This is a genomic window from Ignavibacteriota bacterium (genome assembly GCA_016218045.1).
Classification (GTDB): Bacteria; Bacteroidota; Ignavibacteria; order SZUA-365; family SZUA-365; genus JACRFB01.
In genome coordinates, this window is the sequence record JACRFB010000031.1 from 62917 (window position 1) to 81240 (window position 18324).

The 18324-nt window shown below is 64.9% G+C and carries 4 protein-coding genes; all 4 read left to right on the forward strand.

Features of this window, described 5'->3' with window-relative positions; all coding sequences use genetic code 11:
* The first annotated feature begins 99 nt into the window (after positions 1-99).
* The 4 genes from HY962_08540 to HY962_08555 all read left to right on the forward strand — a co-directional run bounded on the left by HY962_08540 (position 100) and on the right by HY962_08555 (position 18319).
* Complete coding sequence (locus tag HY962_08540) at positions 100-2028, forward strand: sulfatase-like hydrolase/transferase (GenBank protein ID MBI5646969.1); 1929 nt, start codon at positions 100-102, stop codon at positions 2026-2028.
* Positions 2029-2150: 122 nt separating this feature from the next.
* Positions 2151-7580: a hypothetical protein gene (locus HY962_08545; protein MBI5646970.1), complete on the forward strand. Its 5430-nt coding sequence runs from the start codon at positions 2151-2153 to the stop codon at positions 7578-7580.
* A gap of 55 nt (positions 7581-7635) precedes the next feature.
* Positions 7636-11979, forward strand: a complete 4344-nt coding sequence (locus tag HY962_08550) for an SBBP repeat-containing protein (GenBank protein MBI5646971.1) — start codon at positions 7636-7638, stop codon at positions 11977-11979.
* 16 nt (positions 11980-11995) lie between these two features.
* Positions 11996-18319: a hypothetical protein gene (locus tag HY962_08555; protein ID MBI5646972.1), complete on the forward strand. Its 6324-nt coding sequence runs from the start codon at positions 11996-11998 to the stop codon at positions 18317-18319.
* Positions 18320-18324 lie beyond the last annotated feature (5 nt).

The window sequence follows — 18324 nt, forward strand, 5'->3', positions numbered from 1 at the left end:
GAAATACAAACGCGCGCACCGCCCTGCGATTCTCGGACACCGGGAGTATATTTGCTGACCCGCACACACCGTCCTCCTCGGCAACCGCTGCACGCGCCCATGACACGACCCGTTCGCACGTCCATACTCCTGTTTCTCTTTCTGCTGCTCCTGTATTCCGGCCTGCGACTGGGTTTCTACTGGTCGAATCTCGACTTCTTCGAAGCCGTCCCCGGCGCGGATATCGCGGAGGGATTCCTGCATGGAGTGCGTTTCGACATCGCCGCGCTGTTCCTCGTGAACATCCCTTTGCTTGTCCTCTACCTTCTGCCCTGGCAGCCCTCGCGGTATCGCTGGTATCGTGTCACACTGTTCACACTGTTCTGCGTCGTCAATCTCGCGGGCGTGCTGCTCAATGTGGCGGACTTCGCGTATTTCCCCACCGTGCAGCGCCGTCTGCTGTTTGAACCCTACGCCATGCTGCCCGACCTGCTGCGTATGCTCCCGGGCACAGTCGCCGCCTATCCTCTGACCACGCTGCTCTTTGTCGTGTTGGCAGCGGTCTTTGTTGCCGCCGCGTTACGCCTGGTCCGGTTCGCTCACAGGCGCGGCGGGGAGCGGCGCGGCCTCATCCGCGAATTCCTCTTTCTCGCGCTGGCCGTGGTGCTCGCGGTGATCGGCATACGCGGCGGATTGCAGCTCAAGCCCCTGCGGCAGTCGAACGCCTTCTTTTCGTCCGTGCCCGCCCTGGGCTGGCTCGCGCTCAACAGTACATATACGGTCGCGCGCAGCTACTTTCAGCCGGCACTTCCCACATACGCGTTTATGGCGGAAGACGAGGCGCGCGGCATCGTGCGCGAACTGTTTTTCGATGATCGCGAAGAGAGCATCGATACGGCCTTCGTGTTTCTGCGCAAACGCGCGGCGCAGGAGCCACGGCGTCTCAATGTGGTGATCATCATGATGGAAAGCTGGACCGCCTCCGACATCGGATCCATTTCCGGCGGACCCTCGCGCGCGCCGTTCTTTGATTCGCTTGCCGCCGACGGACTGCTCTTCACAAATTTTCTCGCCAACGGCCAGCGGTCCATCGAGGCGCTGCCGTCGATTCTTGCCTCGCTGCCGGGCCTCTACGAATCGTCGCTCATCGGATCGAAGGCCGAGACGAACCGTTTCCGCGGACTCGGTTCCATTCTTCTCGAGCAGGGATACACCACGAGTTTTCATCATGGCGCCGCGACCGGATCGATGGGCTTCGACGCATTCTCGCGGCTCTCGGGTTTCATGCGTTACTACGGCAGGGAGGATCATCCCGCACCCGCCGATTCGCTGTTCGACGGCGTGTGGGGCCTGAACGACGAGCCGTTTTTCCTGCAGGCGCGCGCCGACATCAGCGCCTTGAAGGAGCCGTTCTGCGCGGCGCTGTTTTCACTCTCGTCGCATGTGCCCTTCGAGGTGCCGCGTCACCGGGAGGCGCAGGTGCGCGGCGCGGAAGGTGAAACGGATTTTCACCGCTCGATGCGGTATTCCGATTTTGCCCTCGGCCAGTTCTTCCGCGCGGCGCGCGCGGCGCCGTGGTTTTCGCGCACGGTGTTTCTTATCACCGGCGATCACACGATGTTCGGCGAGCGGAACAACCTCTACGCCGCGTTCCATGTGCCCCTGCTGATATACGCTCCGGGCATTGTGCCCGCGGGACGAGTGGAGCGCATCGCCTCGCACGTGGATGTGCTGCCCACGGTTCTCGACCTGCTCGATCTGTCCGCAGCTCACGCCTCTATGGGGCGCTCCGCGCTTTCACCGCGCGAGCGTGTCGCGGTGCTGCGCTACGGTCCGACGCTCTGCCTCTTCAACGATTCACTCGTGTACACGTCGGACCTGCAGGACACACAGGGCCTGTACGCGTACCGGCGCGATCCTGAGCGACACACGGACCTCTCGCAGCGACTGCCGGAGCAGCGCGCGCGCATGAAGCGGCAGCTCGAGGCCTATCTGCAGTGTGTGACACGCGCAATTTCCGATGATCGTGTCTTTTATACCACGCGGTGACCCCGGCTCTCCGATTCGGATTAGTTTTTGCTGATTTCATTTTTTTCTTGAATTATTTCCCGTAATTCGTTAATAATTCAGGCAAATTCTTCAAGCCCGCGTCGGAAAAGGAAGCATCGCGAATGAAATACCGGGTCTCCTGGAGTGTCGTACTTGTAGCTCTTATTTATCTTATATATCCGGTCCCGAACAGCAGCGGCGCAAAACACGGCACCGTGACAGGATTGCGCTCCGCGCTTGGTGCCGGCCTGCTCGTACCATCAGCCGGACAATCAGGGACGCAGACGGGTGACAGTGGCGCGCGCAGCGTTGCCATGGCGTTGCCCGCCGCACCCGCGCTCGACTTCATCCGCAACGACGGGCAGGTGTACGCGAGCGACGGCAGTCGCGCCACATCCGTGTTGTATTACGCGGAGAGCGGCGGCGCACGCGTGTACTTCTCGCGCGACGGCATACACTTCGTTCTGCCGGTGCCCGGTGTCCCGGCCGCAAACGCGGGCGACCTTCGAAGAGGCGGCGCATCGCCCGGCATGCCCGTTGCGCCCGCCGGACTGCGACGTATCGACATGCTGTTCGACGGTGCGCATCCCGGCCTGCGCGTGGAAGCTGCGGAGGTCCGCACCGTGCGGCGCAACTATTACACCGCGCGCGAAGCCGCCGGCATCACCGGCGTTCCGTCCTTCGGCGTCATCACGTACCGGGACGTCTATCCCGGAATCGATCTGGTGTTCCGCGCGGAGGCGGCGGGCATCAAGTACGAATACCATGTGGCGCCGGGCGCCGATCCCGCGCGCATCGGCCTGCACTTCGCGGGCGGGGAACAACTCGACCTTCACGACGACGGCACCGCGAGTGTATCGGACGCGGGCCGCGTGGTGCTGCGTGACGGCGCGCCCGTCGTGTACACGCGCAGCAACGGTGTCGCCTCGCCCGTGTCCGTCACCCGCGTGGCGCGCGCGCACGGTTTCGGATTTGTGCTCGGCGCATACGATACGCGCGACACGCTGGTGATCGATCCGTTCCTGCAGTGGGCCAGTTATTACGGCGGCGCCTCGTCGGATTATCTCACCGCGGTCGCGATCGACGCGTCGAACAACACGGTCTGCGCCGGCTACACGATGAGCACCGATTTCCCGGTGAAACCCGGATCCTTCCAGTCCGAAAACGCGGGCAATCTCGACCTCTTCATCGCCGGACTCGATTCCGACCGCAACATCCGCTGGGCGACCTACTACGGCGGGACGGCCGAGGAGACGCAGCCGCACATCGCCTTCGACAGTTTCGGCGCCTTTGTGCTGGCCGCGACAACAAGCAGCGCCGACTTCCCGCTCACGCCCGGCGCCTATCAGCCCGTGAACAACGGCAAGAGCGACATCGCGCTCGTGAAATTTTCGGGCGAGGGCGCGCGGCTCTGGGCCACGTACTTCGGCGGCGGACTCTCCGACGAATGTTCGGGCATCGCGCTCGACAAGGCGGGCAACATCGTGCTCGCGGGCGGCACGTTCAGCACAAATTTCCCCGTGACACGCAACGCCTTCCAGACCACAAATAAAGGAGACTTCGATCTTTTTCTCGCACGATTCTCGGCCGTCGGCGCGCGCACCTGGGCCACGTATATCGGCGGCTGGGGCATGGATTACGCAAATACCGTCGCGCTCGATCCATCCGACAATATTCTGCTGGCCGGACACACCGAAAGTCAGAACTTTCCCGTCACCACTCCCTCGGCACAGGCGACGTACGGCGGCGGGCCCTTCGACATGTTTCTTCTCAAGTTTTCGCCCGAAGGCGCGCGGATCTGGGGCACTTACCTCGGCGGCACACGCGAGGACCGCGCAGCGCGCATCACCTGCGACAAGGGCGGACGCATCATCCTGAGCGGGTATTCGGGAAGCACGAACCTGCCTGCGTCTCCGAACGCGTCGCAGCGCACGTCGGGCGGCGACTTCGACGGCGTGCTCGCGGAATTCGACGGCAAGGGCACACTCGCCTGGCTCACCTACCTCGGCGGCAAGGGCCTCGACATCGTCGACGACCACTGCGTCGATCCGCAGGGGCGCATCGTCATCGCGGGCCACACCGAGAGCAATAATTTTCCCGTCACGCCCGACGCTTTTCAGCGCAAACGCGCGGGCGCATACGATGCCTTTTTCACACGGTTGAACAGCGCGGGCGGTCTGGTTTTTTCCACGTACTTCGGAGGTAAGGACCAGGAGATACCACACGCGGCCGCGTCGGAGCGCGGCGGCAACATCCTTCTCGCGGGCATCACCGCCAGTCCCGATTTCCCCGTGCGGAATCCGGCCCAGAAAAAACGCGCGGGTTTCACCGATGTGTTTTTTGTGCGCATCATCTTTGATGAGCCGGTTGCCAATGCCGGGCGCGACACGATCGTGTGTATTGGGTCAGGCGCCGTGATCGGCGGGCCCGCCAGCGGGGGCAGGGCTCCGTACTCGTACGCGTGGAAACCCGCGACGGGTCTGAGTGCCGACAATGTGCAATCGCCCTCCGCGGCGCCGCGCAAGACCACCGTGTACGAAGTGACCGTGACCGACGCCGAGGGCGCATGGTCCAACGATTCGGTGGTGGTGACTGTGAAGGCGCTCCCGCGCATTTCCGCCGGCCGCGATGTGTCGATCTGCCGCGGCTCCTCGACGCAGATAGGCGGCACCCCGCAGGGCGGGCAAAGTCCGTTTTGGTACACATGGTCCCCCGCAACGGGACTCAGCACAACCGACGCGGCGACACCAACGGCGTCACCGCTCGAGACCACCACGTACACCGTCACTGTGCGCGATTTTAACGGCTGTATCGCGACGGACTCGGTCACCGTCACCGTGTATCCGCCTATCGTGATCAATGCCGGACCCGATGTCGCCGTGTGCCCGAGCGCGGAAACACCGATCGGTGCTGTGGCGACAGGCGGTCAGCCGCCGTACAGCTATAGCTGGTCGCCTGCCGCCGGACTCAGCTCCGCAAAAATCGCACAGCCCTCGGCGCATCCCGATTCGACGACGAAGTACGTCGTCACTGTCACGGATGCAAAGGGGTGCCGCGAAACCGACACCGTGCTTGTGCGCGTGATGCAGCGCCTCCTCATTCTTGCGGGACCGGATCATGCAATTTGTCCGGGTGAAACCGTGCGCCTTGCCGCCGATCCCGCGCAGGGCCGCGCGCCTTTCACGTACGCGTGGTCGCCCGCGGCCGGGCTCAGCACAACCAACACGTTGCAGCCCGTCGCCTCACCCGACGAAACGACCACCTATGTGCTCACCGTCACCGACGCGAACGGCTGCACCGGACGCGACTCGGTGAAGGTGACTGTGAACCAGAGTGTGCGCGCCGCGGCCGGTCCCGACGTGACGATATGCGAGGGCACGGGGACCGAGATCGGCGCGGCGGCGACGGGCGGCCTGCCGCCGTACACGTATTTATGGTCACCCCCGAAAGGGTTGACGGGCGCGCAGACGGCGACTCCCACCGCGGCGCCGTCTTCGACGACGCGCTACATCGTGACGGTGCGCGACGCGCTTGGATGTACGGGCCGCGACACCGTGCTGGTTGCGGTTGCTTCCGTTCCCCGTGTCAAGGCCGACGCCGATTTTTCCCTGTGCCGCGGCTCGCGCAGGAAAGTGGCCGCGAGTGTGCGTGGAGGCACGGCGCCGTTCCGCTGGCAGTGGGAACCGCGCCGCGGACTCAGCGCGTACGATATGCCGACCCCGATCGCGAATCCGGATTCAAGCACAGTGTACGTGGTCTCCGTCACCGACGCCAACGGCTGTACCGCGCGTGACACGATTGTGATACTCGTGCGGCCATGCAGCAAGGCCGATGCTGGCCCCGATATGGAATCGTGCGAGGGAAGTCCCGTCACACTCGGAGGCGAGGCCGCCGACCGCACGGAAGAACCGCGCTATGAATGGACGCCGGTCGAGGGACTTTCCGCTCCTAGCCGCCATCACACCGAGGCGGCGCCGAAATTCACAACCACGTACACGCTGCGTGTGACAAACATGTACGGGTGCGAATCGTTCGACACTGTGACCGTTGTTGTGCACCCGCGCCCCGCGGTGGGCGCGGGTCCGCCCCTTGTCATGTGCGACGGCGAGTCGCGGACCATCGGGGGTGAGGCGAGCGGCGGACAGCCGCCGTATTCGTATATGTGGGAACCTGCAATCGGATTGAGCGACGCGCGGAGCGCACGTCCGAGCGTTTCACCATCCACATCGGTGCTGTACAGACTCACGGTCACGGATGCACGCGGCTGCGTCGCGCGCGACACCGTGCAGGTGACAGTTCATCCCGTGCCCGTCGCCGACGCGGGTGCGGACAGGACGCTCTGCGCCGGCGAGTCGGCCGTACTCGGTGCCGCCTCCTCCGGCGGGCGCGGTCCCTTCCGCTACGAATGGCGCCCCTCCGCGGGACTCAGCGACGCGGCCGCGGCGCGGCCGCGCGCGACACCGGATGCGAGCACGACGTACATACTCACGGTGACGAACAAGGATGGCTGCACCGCGGTCGACAGTACGCGTGTACATGTGAATCCGCGCCCAACCCCGAGCATCGAGGCGAGCGCGCCCCTGGCTCTGTGTGAAGGACAGCCGCTGACACTCGACGCCGGCCCCGGCTTCGCGGAGTACCGCTGGAGCGACGGCCGTTCCACGCGCAGCATCGATGTGACACGCAGCGGCTCCTATGCGGTGTCGGTGCGCAGCGCCGAGGGCTGCACCGCCGATGCCGCGCCCGTGTCCGTGACCTTCTCTCCCGTGCCGCGAGCGCTCGTAACTCCGCGCGGTCCTGTGCAGATCTGCGAAGGTGAGACGGCGGTGCTGGATGCGGGTACGGGTTTCACCGCATACAGGTGGTCGAATGGAGCTGTCACGCGGACGGTGGCTGTCCGCGCAAACGCGGTGCTGGCGGTGACAGTCGCAAATGCCGCCGGCTGCGAGGCAGTGTCGGATTCGGTGGTGGTACGTGTGTTGCCGATGCCTGTGGTGTCGATAGAGCGCCGCAGCGACACGCTGATCGGATCGGTGGCCGATGCGTATCAGTGGCAACGCAATGGCGCGCAGATACGCGGAGCGGTGAATCGCGAGTTCATCGCGCGCGCGCCCGGGACGTACTCGATTCGTGTGTCGAACAAGGCGGGTTGCGCCGTGGAATCGCGTCCAGTGGAGGTCGTGTTCGGTTCGGCCGTTGCAACAGTGACGGGTGGAACCGTGCGCAAAGGCGACACGGCCGCGCTTGTCCTGCGTCTGATGTCGGAGAAGAATCTCGCCGCGAGCGGTGTGACGGGATTCGAGGCCGCGATCCGCGTGAAAAAAAAAGTGTGTGAACCCCTCGATCCTTCGACGGTGCTCGGCACCGAGTCCCGCGATCTTGTAATGCGCGTGCAGGGCGCCTGGCGGCCCGGCGACCGCGTGCTCGCTTCGATCCCCGTCCACATTGTCGCGGAAAGGGCGGGGCCGCAGCGTCTCGAAATAGAATCGTTCCGGTGGACGGGCGGACCCGCCACGGCCGAGACACGTGACGGGGTATTGCGTATTCGCTAGCATCGGCAAGCGAAATTGGCTAGTTTCTCGTAGCAACGATCCACAATCTCCGGCAATGAAAACGATGCTTGCGCGACGATATTCCGTACTCCTGAGTCTGTTTTTCTTCGCAGCCCTGAATGGCGCTCAGGGCGCTCCCACGGGCCATGAGCATGCGGCTGCGGGCGCGAGGTCCGTCGCCCCGACCACACATCTGCAGGGCGTCTTTTTGCAGAACCGCGGGCGCATCGTCGACAGCGAGGGTCGTCGCCGCGACGACATTCTGTACGAGACCGATCTCGGCGCCTTGCATGCCTACTTCTTCCGCGATGCGGTCAGTTATGTCATCTCAGAACCTGTCGCGGGGAGTGCGCAGTCGCACGCGGGGGAAGACCATTCCTGCGCCATTGAGCCCCGCCGCCAGCGCTTTCGCAGTTATCGTGTGGATGTGGTGTTCGAAGGCGCGCGCGCGGCCGCAGTGATCGAGTCCGACGGCGCAACCCTCACGTACCACGGCATTCAGGAAGGCGTCGATCTTCGCTTCACGCTCGATGCGGGACGGTTGAAATACGAGTTCATCGCAGGTCCAGGAACAAATGCCGGACGTATCGCGCTGCGCTATATCGGAGCCGAGGGGCTCGCGCTGCTGCAGGGAGGCGATCTGCGCATCAACACGCCGCTCGGTGCCATCACCGAACGCGCACCCTTTGTGTACCAGGATGCGGTGTCGTACCCACCGACCCTCGCCACGGGCTCAGGCGCGCGCGACGTGGTTCCCTCGGCGTATGTGCTCGAAGGCGACCGCCTCTCGTTCCGCCTCGGAGCGTACGACACCGCGCGGCCGCTGATATTGGACCCGTTTGTTGAATGGTCCACCTACTACGGGGGCAACTGGACCGACTTCGGAACGTCCACGGCCATCGACCAGGCGGGCAATGTCTACCTCGTGGGATGGACCGAAAGTTCGAACTTCCCCGCGACGCCCGGGTCCATTCAGGAACGCAGTGCGGGGAAGGCCGAGGCCTTCATCGCGAAGTTCGCCCCCGACGGCGCGCGGTTGTGGACGACACATTACGGCGGTGCGGACGACGACCTCGCGATGGGTGTGGCGGTGGCGCCGAACGGCGACGTGGCCGTTGCCGGCTATACGCTCAGTTCGGATTTCCCCGTGACACGCGGCGCGTTCCAGGAAACAAAAAAACCCGATGCGGACGGATTCATCGCAGTGTTCCGTCCCGACGGGACCATCCGCTGGTGCACGTATTTCGGAGGATCCAACTTCGAGGAAATCGACGCGGTGGCGATCGATGGCGCGGGTGCTGTGTTCGTCACGGGACGCACGATCAGCGGCGACCTGCCCGTATCGTTCCCGACGTACCAATTCACAAAATCGGGCGATCACGATCTGTTTATCGCAAAATTCCGCGCGGACGGATCGCGTGCCTGGGCCACGTATTACGGCGGCGTGAAGGAGGACTGGGGGCACGACATCTCGGTCGACGGCGCGGGAAACGTGATCGTGTGCGGCCATTCTGAAAGCCCCGATTTCCCTGTCACAGCCGGCGCGTTTCAATCCGCCTTCGAAGGCGAACGCGACTGCATCCTGCTCAAATTTTCTTCGACGGGCAGCCGCATCTTCTCCACGCTCATCGGCGGTTGGTACTTCGACGACGCATACTCCGTCGCCGCGGCCGGCGACGGCAGCATCGCCCTCTGCGGCACAGTCGCGAGCAATAATTTTCCGAACAGCGCCGGCGCGTTTCAACTCGTCAAGCGCGGAACGTGGGACGCGTTTATCGGTCGTTTTATGCCCGACGGCACGCGGCACTGGCTCACACTCTACGGCGGCGGCAACGACGGCACACTCAGCGATGAGGAGGCCGCCAACGGTATCGCCGTGTATCCGAGTGGCAACATCATCGTGACAGGCCGGACCCGCAGTCTCGATTTTCCCGTGACAGGGGATGCGGCACAGGCCGCGCGCGCAGGCAAACTCGATGCGTTTGTTGTCAAGATGCGGCGCGACGGCTCGCGCATCTGGGCAAGCTACTTCGGCGGCACCGACGACGAAAGCGAGGTCTCGAGTCGCGGACTCGCAGCGATCGCGGCCGACTGGCGCGGCACGGCCGTCATCACGGGCTGGACCAACAGCACCGATTTTCCTGTCACGTCCGGAGCAGCCCAGCGCACAAAGGGCACGGGCTGGGATGCCTTCCTCGTGAAATTCGGCTGCACGGTCGCACCACCACCGGCGATTGCAGTGAACGGCCCCACGTCGTTCTGCGAAGGCGATTCGACCGTGCTCGACGCGGGTCCGGATTACAGTTTCTACCACTGGTCCACGGGTGATTCCACGCGCAGCATCACCGTGCGCGCGAGCGGAGTGTACACCGTCGACGTCGTCGACTCGAACGATTGCGGCGGGACGTCGTCGCCCGTGACGATCACGGTCTTTGTGCGACCGCGCCCGTCGATAACGGCATCCGGCCCGACCATCTTCTGCGTCGGCGACAGCGTGCGTCTCGACGCGGGCGGCGGCTACGTCCGTTACACCTGGTCCACCGGCGACACAACGCAAACCGTCACATTAAAGGCATCGGCGGGCGTGACAGTGACCGTCACGGACAACAACGGCTGCACGGGTACCTCGTCACAGGTCGATGTTGTGGTGAATCCTCGTCCGACCGCGGCGATCACTGCGTCGGGTCCGACCAGCTTTTGTGAGGGCGGCAGCGTGGATCTGGACGCGGGCGCGGGTTTTGTCTCGTACGCGTGGAGCAGTGGCGAAACCGTGCAGCGTATCACCGTGACGCGCAGCGGCAGCTATAGTGTGCGCGTGCGCAATGTATCAGGATGTGACGATTCGACCTCGGTGTTCGTGCGTGTGTTTCCGCTTCCGGCTCCGGTGATCACGGCGCTCGGCCCCACCACGTTCTGCGACGGCGACAGCGTCGTGCTCGATGCGGGTGCGGGATTCAGATCGTATCTCTGGTCCGGCGGCGATCGCACGCGGAGCATTGTCGTGAAACGCGGCGGCACATACGCGGTGACTGTCACCGATTCGAACACATGCACCGCGACCTCCGCGGGCGTCACTGTCGTTGTGAATCCGCTTCCTACCCCCGCGGTGACGGTGACGGGCGACACGGTATTCTGCGAGGGCGGCAGCGTGCAGCTCGATGCCGGAGCCGGCTACGTCCTCTACAAGTGGTCTTCCGGCGAATCCAGCCGGAGCATCACCGTGACACGCAGCGGCTCGTACAGCGTGTTGGTGGGTCTTGCCACGGGATGTTCGGCCGTGTCGCGCGTAGTGACGGTGACGGTGTTTCCGAATCCGCGTCCGGTGATCACCGCAAACGGACCGCTCGTGTTCTGTGACGGCGACAGCGTCACGCTCTCGGGACCTCCGGGATTCGTACGATACGCATGGTCGGGCGGCGAAAGCACCCGGTCGATCGTCGTCAAGCGCAGCGGCAGTTACGCGCTCACGGTCACCGATACAAACGGATGCATCGGCAGCGCTACCACGGTGGACGTGGTGGTGAATCCGTTGCCCGCCGAGCCTCTCATTACACAGGATCGCGACACCCTCTTTTCGACACCCGAGGTCGGGTATCAGTGGCTGCTCAACGGTGTGCCGCTGCCGGGCGAGACAGGACGTTTCCTGCTCATCCCGCGTTCCGGAACCTACACGGTTCGTGTGACCAACCAGTTCGGCTGTTCGGCGCTCTCGGCGCCGCGGCCGGTGCGGATCGCGCTGGCGACGGTGACCGTGCCCGTCTTGCGGGCCGCTCCGGGCGAGCGTGTGTCCGTGCCCGTGACGCTGACGTTTTCGGAGGATCTTCTCACCGCGGGAGCAGGATCGTTCACAGCCCGCCTCAGGTTCAACAACGAAATTCTCGAGCCCGTCGCGGGCAGCGCGGTGTTTTCGCAGCAGGGAACGGATCGCATCGTCGACATTTCCGGACCGCTTCGTGACACGATAGGTGTGCTCGCAACCTTCGAATGTACGGCCATGCTCGGCCGTGTCGACAGGGTCCCCATCACGCTCGAGCGCTTCAATTGGGACGCCGGTGCGGTGCGCACGACCATGGTTTCAGGCGAGTTCCAGATCATCGCCTGTCTCGAGGGTGGTGTGCGTCTTTTCGACGGCAGTGTGCCTGCGACTCTGGCGCAGAACCGGCCTAATCCTTTTAACGCGACAACCACGATCGACTATGCCGTCGTGGAGGCGGGACCCGTGCGCCTCGAGGTGATCGACATGCTCGGCCGATGTGTCGCGATACTTGAGGACGGACACAAACAACCGGGCGCCTACCGCGTTGTCTTCGACGCGGGTGCGTTGCCGTCCGGACTGTATCACGCCGTGCTGCAGACGCCGTCCATGACGCTGCTGCGCGCCATGTCCCTCGTCAAGTAACACGGGAGACGGCGCGATGCACCCCATCGCGTGCAGACCGCGGGCAGCGCCTGCGACAATCCGACGCGGGCATGCGGGACGGACTATCACGTGGCTCGTTCTCCGCATGGTCTGTGCCGCCTGCTGCCTCGTCACGGCGCGAGCGGCGCCGGATATACACACGGGACCACTGGAACCGGGACGTTACCATGGTGTACTCGCCGCCCCCGTTTTTGTCGAGACGCCGGGAACTGTGCGCGACAGCCGCGGCACGGCACGGCACGATATCCGCTATGTGCTGCGCGCGAAGGGACTGGATGTGTTTTTCCGCGACGACGGGATCAGTTATGTGTTCCGGCGGAATCACGGGACGGTACTCCCAGGCGTGAGTGATGCCGGCCGGGGACGTGAAGACCTGGTCTCGTATTATCGGATTGATCTGTCCTTTATTGGCGCATCGCGGCACGCACGGCTCGAGCCGTCGGACGCGGAGACCTCTGCAGTGCACCGGTATTCGGTCGCGGGCCCGTCCCGGATCGTACACGCATACGGGCGTTTGACGTATCACGATGTATATCCAGGCATCGATCTCGTGTTCACGGCGCGCGACGAGGGTGTCAAATACGATCTTGTTGCCAGGCCTGGCGCCGATACGCGCGCGGTGCGATTCGGCTACGACGGCCTTGACAGCGTGCGGCTGCGCCCCGACGGTGCGCTGGAACTGCGGTCGCCTCTGGGCACTATCGTGGAAGAAGCGCCCGTTGCCTGGACGACGGCCGTGGATGCGCCCGATCCTCGCTGTGCCGCGGGCGAACACGTCGCAGCGTATTATGTTGTCGAAGGCAACACCGTCTCGTTCGCACCCGCCGCGTATGATTCGTCCCACGTGCTCGTGATCGATCCGGGCATTGTGTGGTCTACGTTTTACGGCGGCAGCGGGGAAGACTGGGCGTACGGCGTGGCGATCGATGCGCAGCAGAATATTTTTGTGACCGGCCGCACCGCGAGCATCGACTTTCCCGTGGCGGCGGGGTATCAGCCCGCTTCAGCGGGAAACTTCGACGCGTTTCTCGTCAAGCTCGACGGCGCCGGTCAGCGGATCTGGGCCACGTATTTCGGAGGCAGCGACCTCGACTACGCCTACGATGTGGCCGTGGATGCCGCGGGACGTCCGAGCATCGTCGGCTGGACGCGCAGCGACGATCTGCCTGTCGCCTCCGCGGCGCAGCCTGCGCGCGGCGGCGATTTCGACGCCTTCACGGCCTCCTTCACCCCAGAAGGTGCCCTGCGCTGGAGCACCTACTCGGGCGGTACGCTCGAGGAGCGCGGGCTCTCGATCGCCTGCGATGCGGGACACAATGTCGTTATCGCCGGCTCGACGTTCAGCAGCGACTTCCCCGTGCTCAACGCGCAACAGCCGAACAATGCAGGATTTTCGGATGCTTTTCTCGTAAAATATGACACGCTCGGCACGCGGCGCTGGGCGCGCTACCTCGGCGGTTCAGCCGCGGAGGAGGCCTGGGGCGTTGCCGCCTCGCAGGCGGGTATCGCAGTGGCCGGACGTACCGCAAGCACGGATTTCCCCGCTGCCTCGGCGCAGCAGGCGCTGTTCGGCGGAGCTTCCGATGCTTTTATCGCGGTGCTGGATACTGCAGGCGCGCGGCTGTGGGCGACATATCAGGGTGGTGATGAAGAGGATGCCGCGCAGGCGGTTGCCATTGATGCTGCGGGCCGCGTGCTCGTGGCGGGCACAACGGAGAGTGACAACTTTCCCGTGTTGAACGCGCTGCAGTCCGACCGTGCGCTGCTCGGTGACGCCTTTGTCGCAGTGTATTCCAACGGTGGTGCTCTGCAGTGGTCCACATTCTACGGGGGCAACAGCAGCGACATTGCCATCGCCGCCGCGTTCGACGCGGCGGGCAACGCGCTTGTCGCGGGCAGCACAGGCAGCACCACGCTGCCCGTGCGTAATGCGCCTATGCTCAAACACCCGGGCGACGAGGCCTTTGTCGCGCGTTTCTCGTCTGCCGGCGTGCTCCAATTTGCGTCGTATGTCGGCGGCCAGGCGAATGAAGGTGCCGCAGGTGTGGCGGCCGCAGGCGCCGCGGCGGTGCTCTGCGGCACAACCAACAGCACCGATTTCCCGACGCTGAATCCCCAGCAGGCCGCGCATCAGGGCGGTCCGTGGGATGCCTTCGTCCTGAAGATCGAGGAATGCACGGTGCCCGCAACTGTGACCGCGCTCGGACCGACTCGGTTCTGTCCGGGATCCTCCGTTGTTCTCGAGGCGAATGACGGGGCGGGGCTCACATATGAATGGTACAACGAAAACGGAAAAATTTCCGGCGCAACCGACCGGCAGTGCACGGTCTCGGACTCGGGTTGGTATTCCGTGCTCGTCAAGAATGCCACGGGGTGTTATTCCTCGTCACCTCCTGTGCGCGTCTCGCTCTCGACACTCGAAACACGGACCCGCCCCGACACGATCATCTGCCGCGGTGGCAGTGTTCCGCTGTGGGTCGCACCCGTGGGAGGCATCGCACCCTTTACCTACCGCTGGTCGCCGGCGGCGACTCTGACGGTGACCGACGCGGCGCAGACGCGCGCCACGCCCGACACCACCACCCGCTACACCGTCGTGGTGACGGATTCCATCGGTTGTGCGGACACGGCGCAGATTTCCATCGTGGTGCGGCACGCGGAAGTGGATGCGGGAGCGTCGGTGTTTGTTTGTCGCGGCATCGGGGCGCGCCTCTCGGCGGCCGTGCTGGAAGGAATTCCGCCCATCAGGTACCGCTGGCTTCCGTCGGATGGCCTCGACCTCAGCGACGGTCCGAATCCCACGGCGGCTCCCGATTCGACAACGACGTACACCGTCACCATCACAGACGCCCTCGGCTGTGTTGCCGTCGACACTGTGACGGTGCGTGTCAGCACCCTTCGCGCGGAAGCGCGCGGCGGCGGCACGATATGCCCGGGCGCGGGCACCGGTCTCACGGCCTTTGCCGATGGAGGGACGCCGCCCTACACCTATCAGTGGTCGCCCGACGCCGGACTGTCGAACGCAACCGTCGCAACACCGGTCGCCAGACCCACGGTCACCACACTCTACACAGTCACCGTGCGTGATGCGGTCGGATGTGTGCGGACGTCACCGGTAACGGTGTTTGTACTTCCCGCCGCCAGTGTGAGCATACGCGGCAGCGGCCGCCGTGTGATCTGCGAGGGCGACAGTCTTGTGCTGACCGCATCGGAACTATACCCGTATTACCGCTGGTCCACCGGCGCACAGTCCCGCTCGATCACCGTGCGCGCGGGCGGAATGTACTCGCTGCTGGTCCGCGACGCCCAGGGCTGCGAGGCGCGTGACTCGGTCGAAATCACACAGTATCCGCTGCCCGTTCCGGTCATCACGGCACTGCGCCCGCTGATCATCTGCCCCGGCGACAGCACGGTGCTCGATGCGGGCGCGGGATATACATCGGTGCGCTGGAGTACCGGCGACACCACACGCCGGCTTGTTGTCAAACGCGCGGGGCTCTACGATGTGACGGTGTACAACGACGGCGGCTGCGCCGGAATCGCACGGCCCGTCGCGGTGTCGGTGCACGCCGTCCGCGCCGCGTCGTTCGAAGGTCCTGCCAGCGCGTGTCCGTTCAGCTTTTCCCGATATACTGCTCCTCTGTATCCGAAACACAGCTATCGCTGGACCGTCACGGGAGGCACGCCTTTTTCGGGCGCTGCAACCGACACGCTGCTCGTGCGCTGGGGCGCTCCCGGAACGGCGCGCGTGGTCCTGACGATTATCGACGATTCCACTGGTTGTGTCAGCACCGCTGCTGCGGACGTGGCGGTCGCTCCGATTCTGCGTCCGGGCGTCGTTCCTTCGGGCGATATCACGCTCTGCGAGAACGACAGCGTCACACTCGACGCGGGTGCGGGCTATGCCACCTATGAATGGCTGTTGCCTGGAGGCGGAACTGTCGCTGCACGTACGCTGACGGTGGCCGCGCCGGGCAGGTACATACTGCATGTATCGGATGCGGGGGGGTGCGAAGGCCGCGACACCGTGCGCCTGATTCTGCGCGCGCGCCCCGCGCCGGTGGTGCGGGCCGATCCGGGTCCCTTCTTCTGCGAAGGCGACAGCGTGTCCCTGACTGTGCAAGGCGCGTATGTGTCGTACCGCTGGTCCACGGGCGATACGAGCGCGGCGATTGTGCTGCGGACCGGTGGCCTCTACTCTGTGACGGTGGTGGACAGCGCCGGCTGTGCTGGCAGCTCTGAACCGCTGCCGATACGCGCCGCTGATCCGCCTGCCGTATCGGCCACAGGCCCGTCGGTTCTTTGTTCGGGCGCTGCGGGCCAGTATCGCGCAGTGCTGCCGCGCAGCGTCACCGCTGTGTGGAGTGCCGCCGGTGCGGATTCGGTGAAAAGGGAAGGGGATTCAATCCGCGTCTTCTGGTCCGTTCCCGGTCAGTACATCGTCTCGCTGCTCGGGCGGGACGACAGCACCGGGTGCGCGTCGACTTTCGACCTGCAGGTGAACGTTCTCCCGTCACCGCGGCCGTCTATCACGACCAACGGATCGACCACGCTCTGTGAGGGCGACAGCGTGGTCCTGCAGGCGGATGCTGTGTACACCGGGTACCGCTGGTCCACAGGCGCGGATACGCCGGGCATCGTTGTGCGGGATCCGGGGGTGTACTCGCTGACAGTGACGGACGATGCGGGTTGTGAAGGCGCTACACCTCCCGTAACGGTCGATGTTGTGGTGCGGCCGCACCCTGTGATCGAAGGACCGGCGACGGTGTGCCGGGGATCGGTGGCGGTGTACGGCGTGTCTGTGCAGCCCGGCGACAGTGTTCTCTGGGAAATTCGTGGCGGAACGCCCCGCACGACGCTGTTGGACACGGCGGTCGCCGTGGAATGGTCCGCCGCCGGCACGGGCACTGTGCGCGTCACCGTGCGGCGGGGCGCGATGTGGTGTGCAGGATCCACGGTACTCGAGGTCAGCGTGGGTGATTCACTGACGCCGGTGATCCGTGTCATCGGCACGAGGGACTTCTGTGACGGTGATTCGGTGCTGCTCGACGCCGGGCCCGGTTTTGCGACGTATGAATGGCTTGAAGGTGCCGCGCTTCTGGGATCGAACCGTTTTCTGACACTGCGGCGCGACGCCGTCGTGCGTGTGCGCGTGCGCGATGCCGCCGGCTGCGGTGGCGAGTCGGCGCCGGTGACCCTGCGCCGGTTTGCGGCGCCGCGTCCCGTGATCGAGGGACCCCGCGGCTTCTGCGACGGCGATTCAATCTCTCTCGACGCGGGCGTGAACGCCGTGTCGTACACGTGGCGCGACGCCGCGGGCTCCACAGTGGCAGGCGCGCGCGTCTGTGTCGTCTCGGCTCCCGGCGTCTATACCGTGACGGTGACGGATTCTAACGGCTGCACGGGTGTGTCGCCGGGTCACGTCGTCCTTCTGCTGCCGGTGCCGCCGAAACCCGTGATCACGCGCAGCGGGGATTCGCTCATCTCGTCCGTCGCCGCGGGGTATGCCTGGTCCCGTGACGGCGCCGATTTAACCGGAGAAACGGATCGTATTCTCCGAATAACACGGAACGGCCGCTACGTGGTCACGGTGTCGAATGCCGACGGCTGCACGGCGCGGTCCGATCCGTTCGACGTGCAGGACGGGGTCCGTGCCACTGCGGCGCTGAGTCTTCCCGGCATTGTTGCGCGGCCGGGCGATCTGGTGCGCCTGCCCCTCGATCTTGTGTCGTCGAGCGGCCTGCAAGCCGCAGGTGCGACGCGGCTGCGCGGCATCCTGCGTTTCGACGCGTCCGTGCTCGCGCCCGCGGGAGGCACACCCGAAGGGATTGTCGTGGGACGCGAACGGCGCGTCCCGGTGGATGCGGCGCTCGCATCGGATCGGGGCATCGTGGCCGAATACCTGTTTGTGGCCACGCTGGGCGACCGCGACTCGTCGCTGCTTGTGCTCGACTCGTTGTCCTTCGCAGGCGCCGCGGTTGATGCGCGTCTCGATACGGGCATGATCCGCATCACCATCTGCCGCGAAGGCGGCGCACGCCTCTTCGACGGCGCTGCGACGCTGTCCCTGCGGCAGGTGGGGCCGAATCCCTTCAACGCCAGCACGGTGATCGAGGTCGATATCATCGAGGCGGGCCGCAGCCGTCTCACTGTGCACGACGCGCTTGGCCGCGAGATGGTTGTGCTCGCCGACGCGGAACTGCCGCGCGGCACCCACCGTTTTGTTCTCGACGCGGGGGCCTTGCCTTCGGGCCTATATTTCTGCGTGCTCCTCACACCGGCAACAGCCGTGTACCTTCCGCTTATGCTCGCCAAATAACGTCC

Coding starts and splice junctions, on each gene's coding strand:
- HY962_08540 (MBI5646969.1), top strand. CDS start 100: ATGACACGACCCGTTCGCACGTCCATACTCCTGTTTCTCTTTCTGCTG.
- HY962_08545 (MBI5646970.1), top strand. CDS start 2,151: ATGAAATACCGGGTCTCCTGGAGTGTCGTACTTGTAGCTCTTATTTAT.
- HY962_08550 (MBI5646971.1), top strand. CDS start 7,636: ATGAAAACGATGCTTGCGCGACGATATTCCGTACTCCTGAGTCTGTTT.
- HY962_08555 (MBI5646972.1), top strand. CDS start 11,996: ATGCACCCCATCGCGTGCAGACCGCGGGCAGCGCCTGCGACAATCCGA.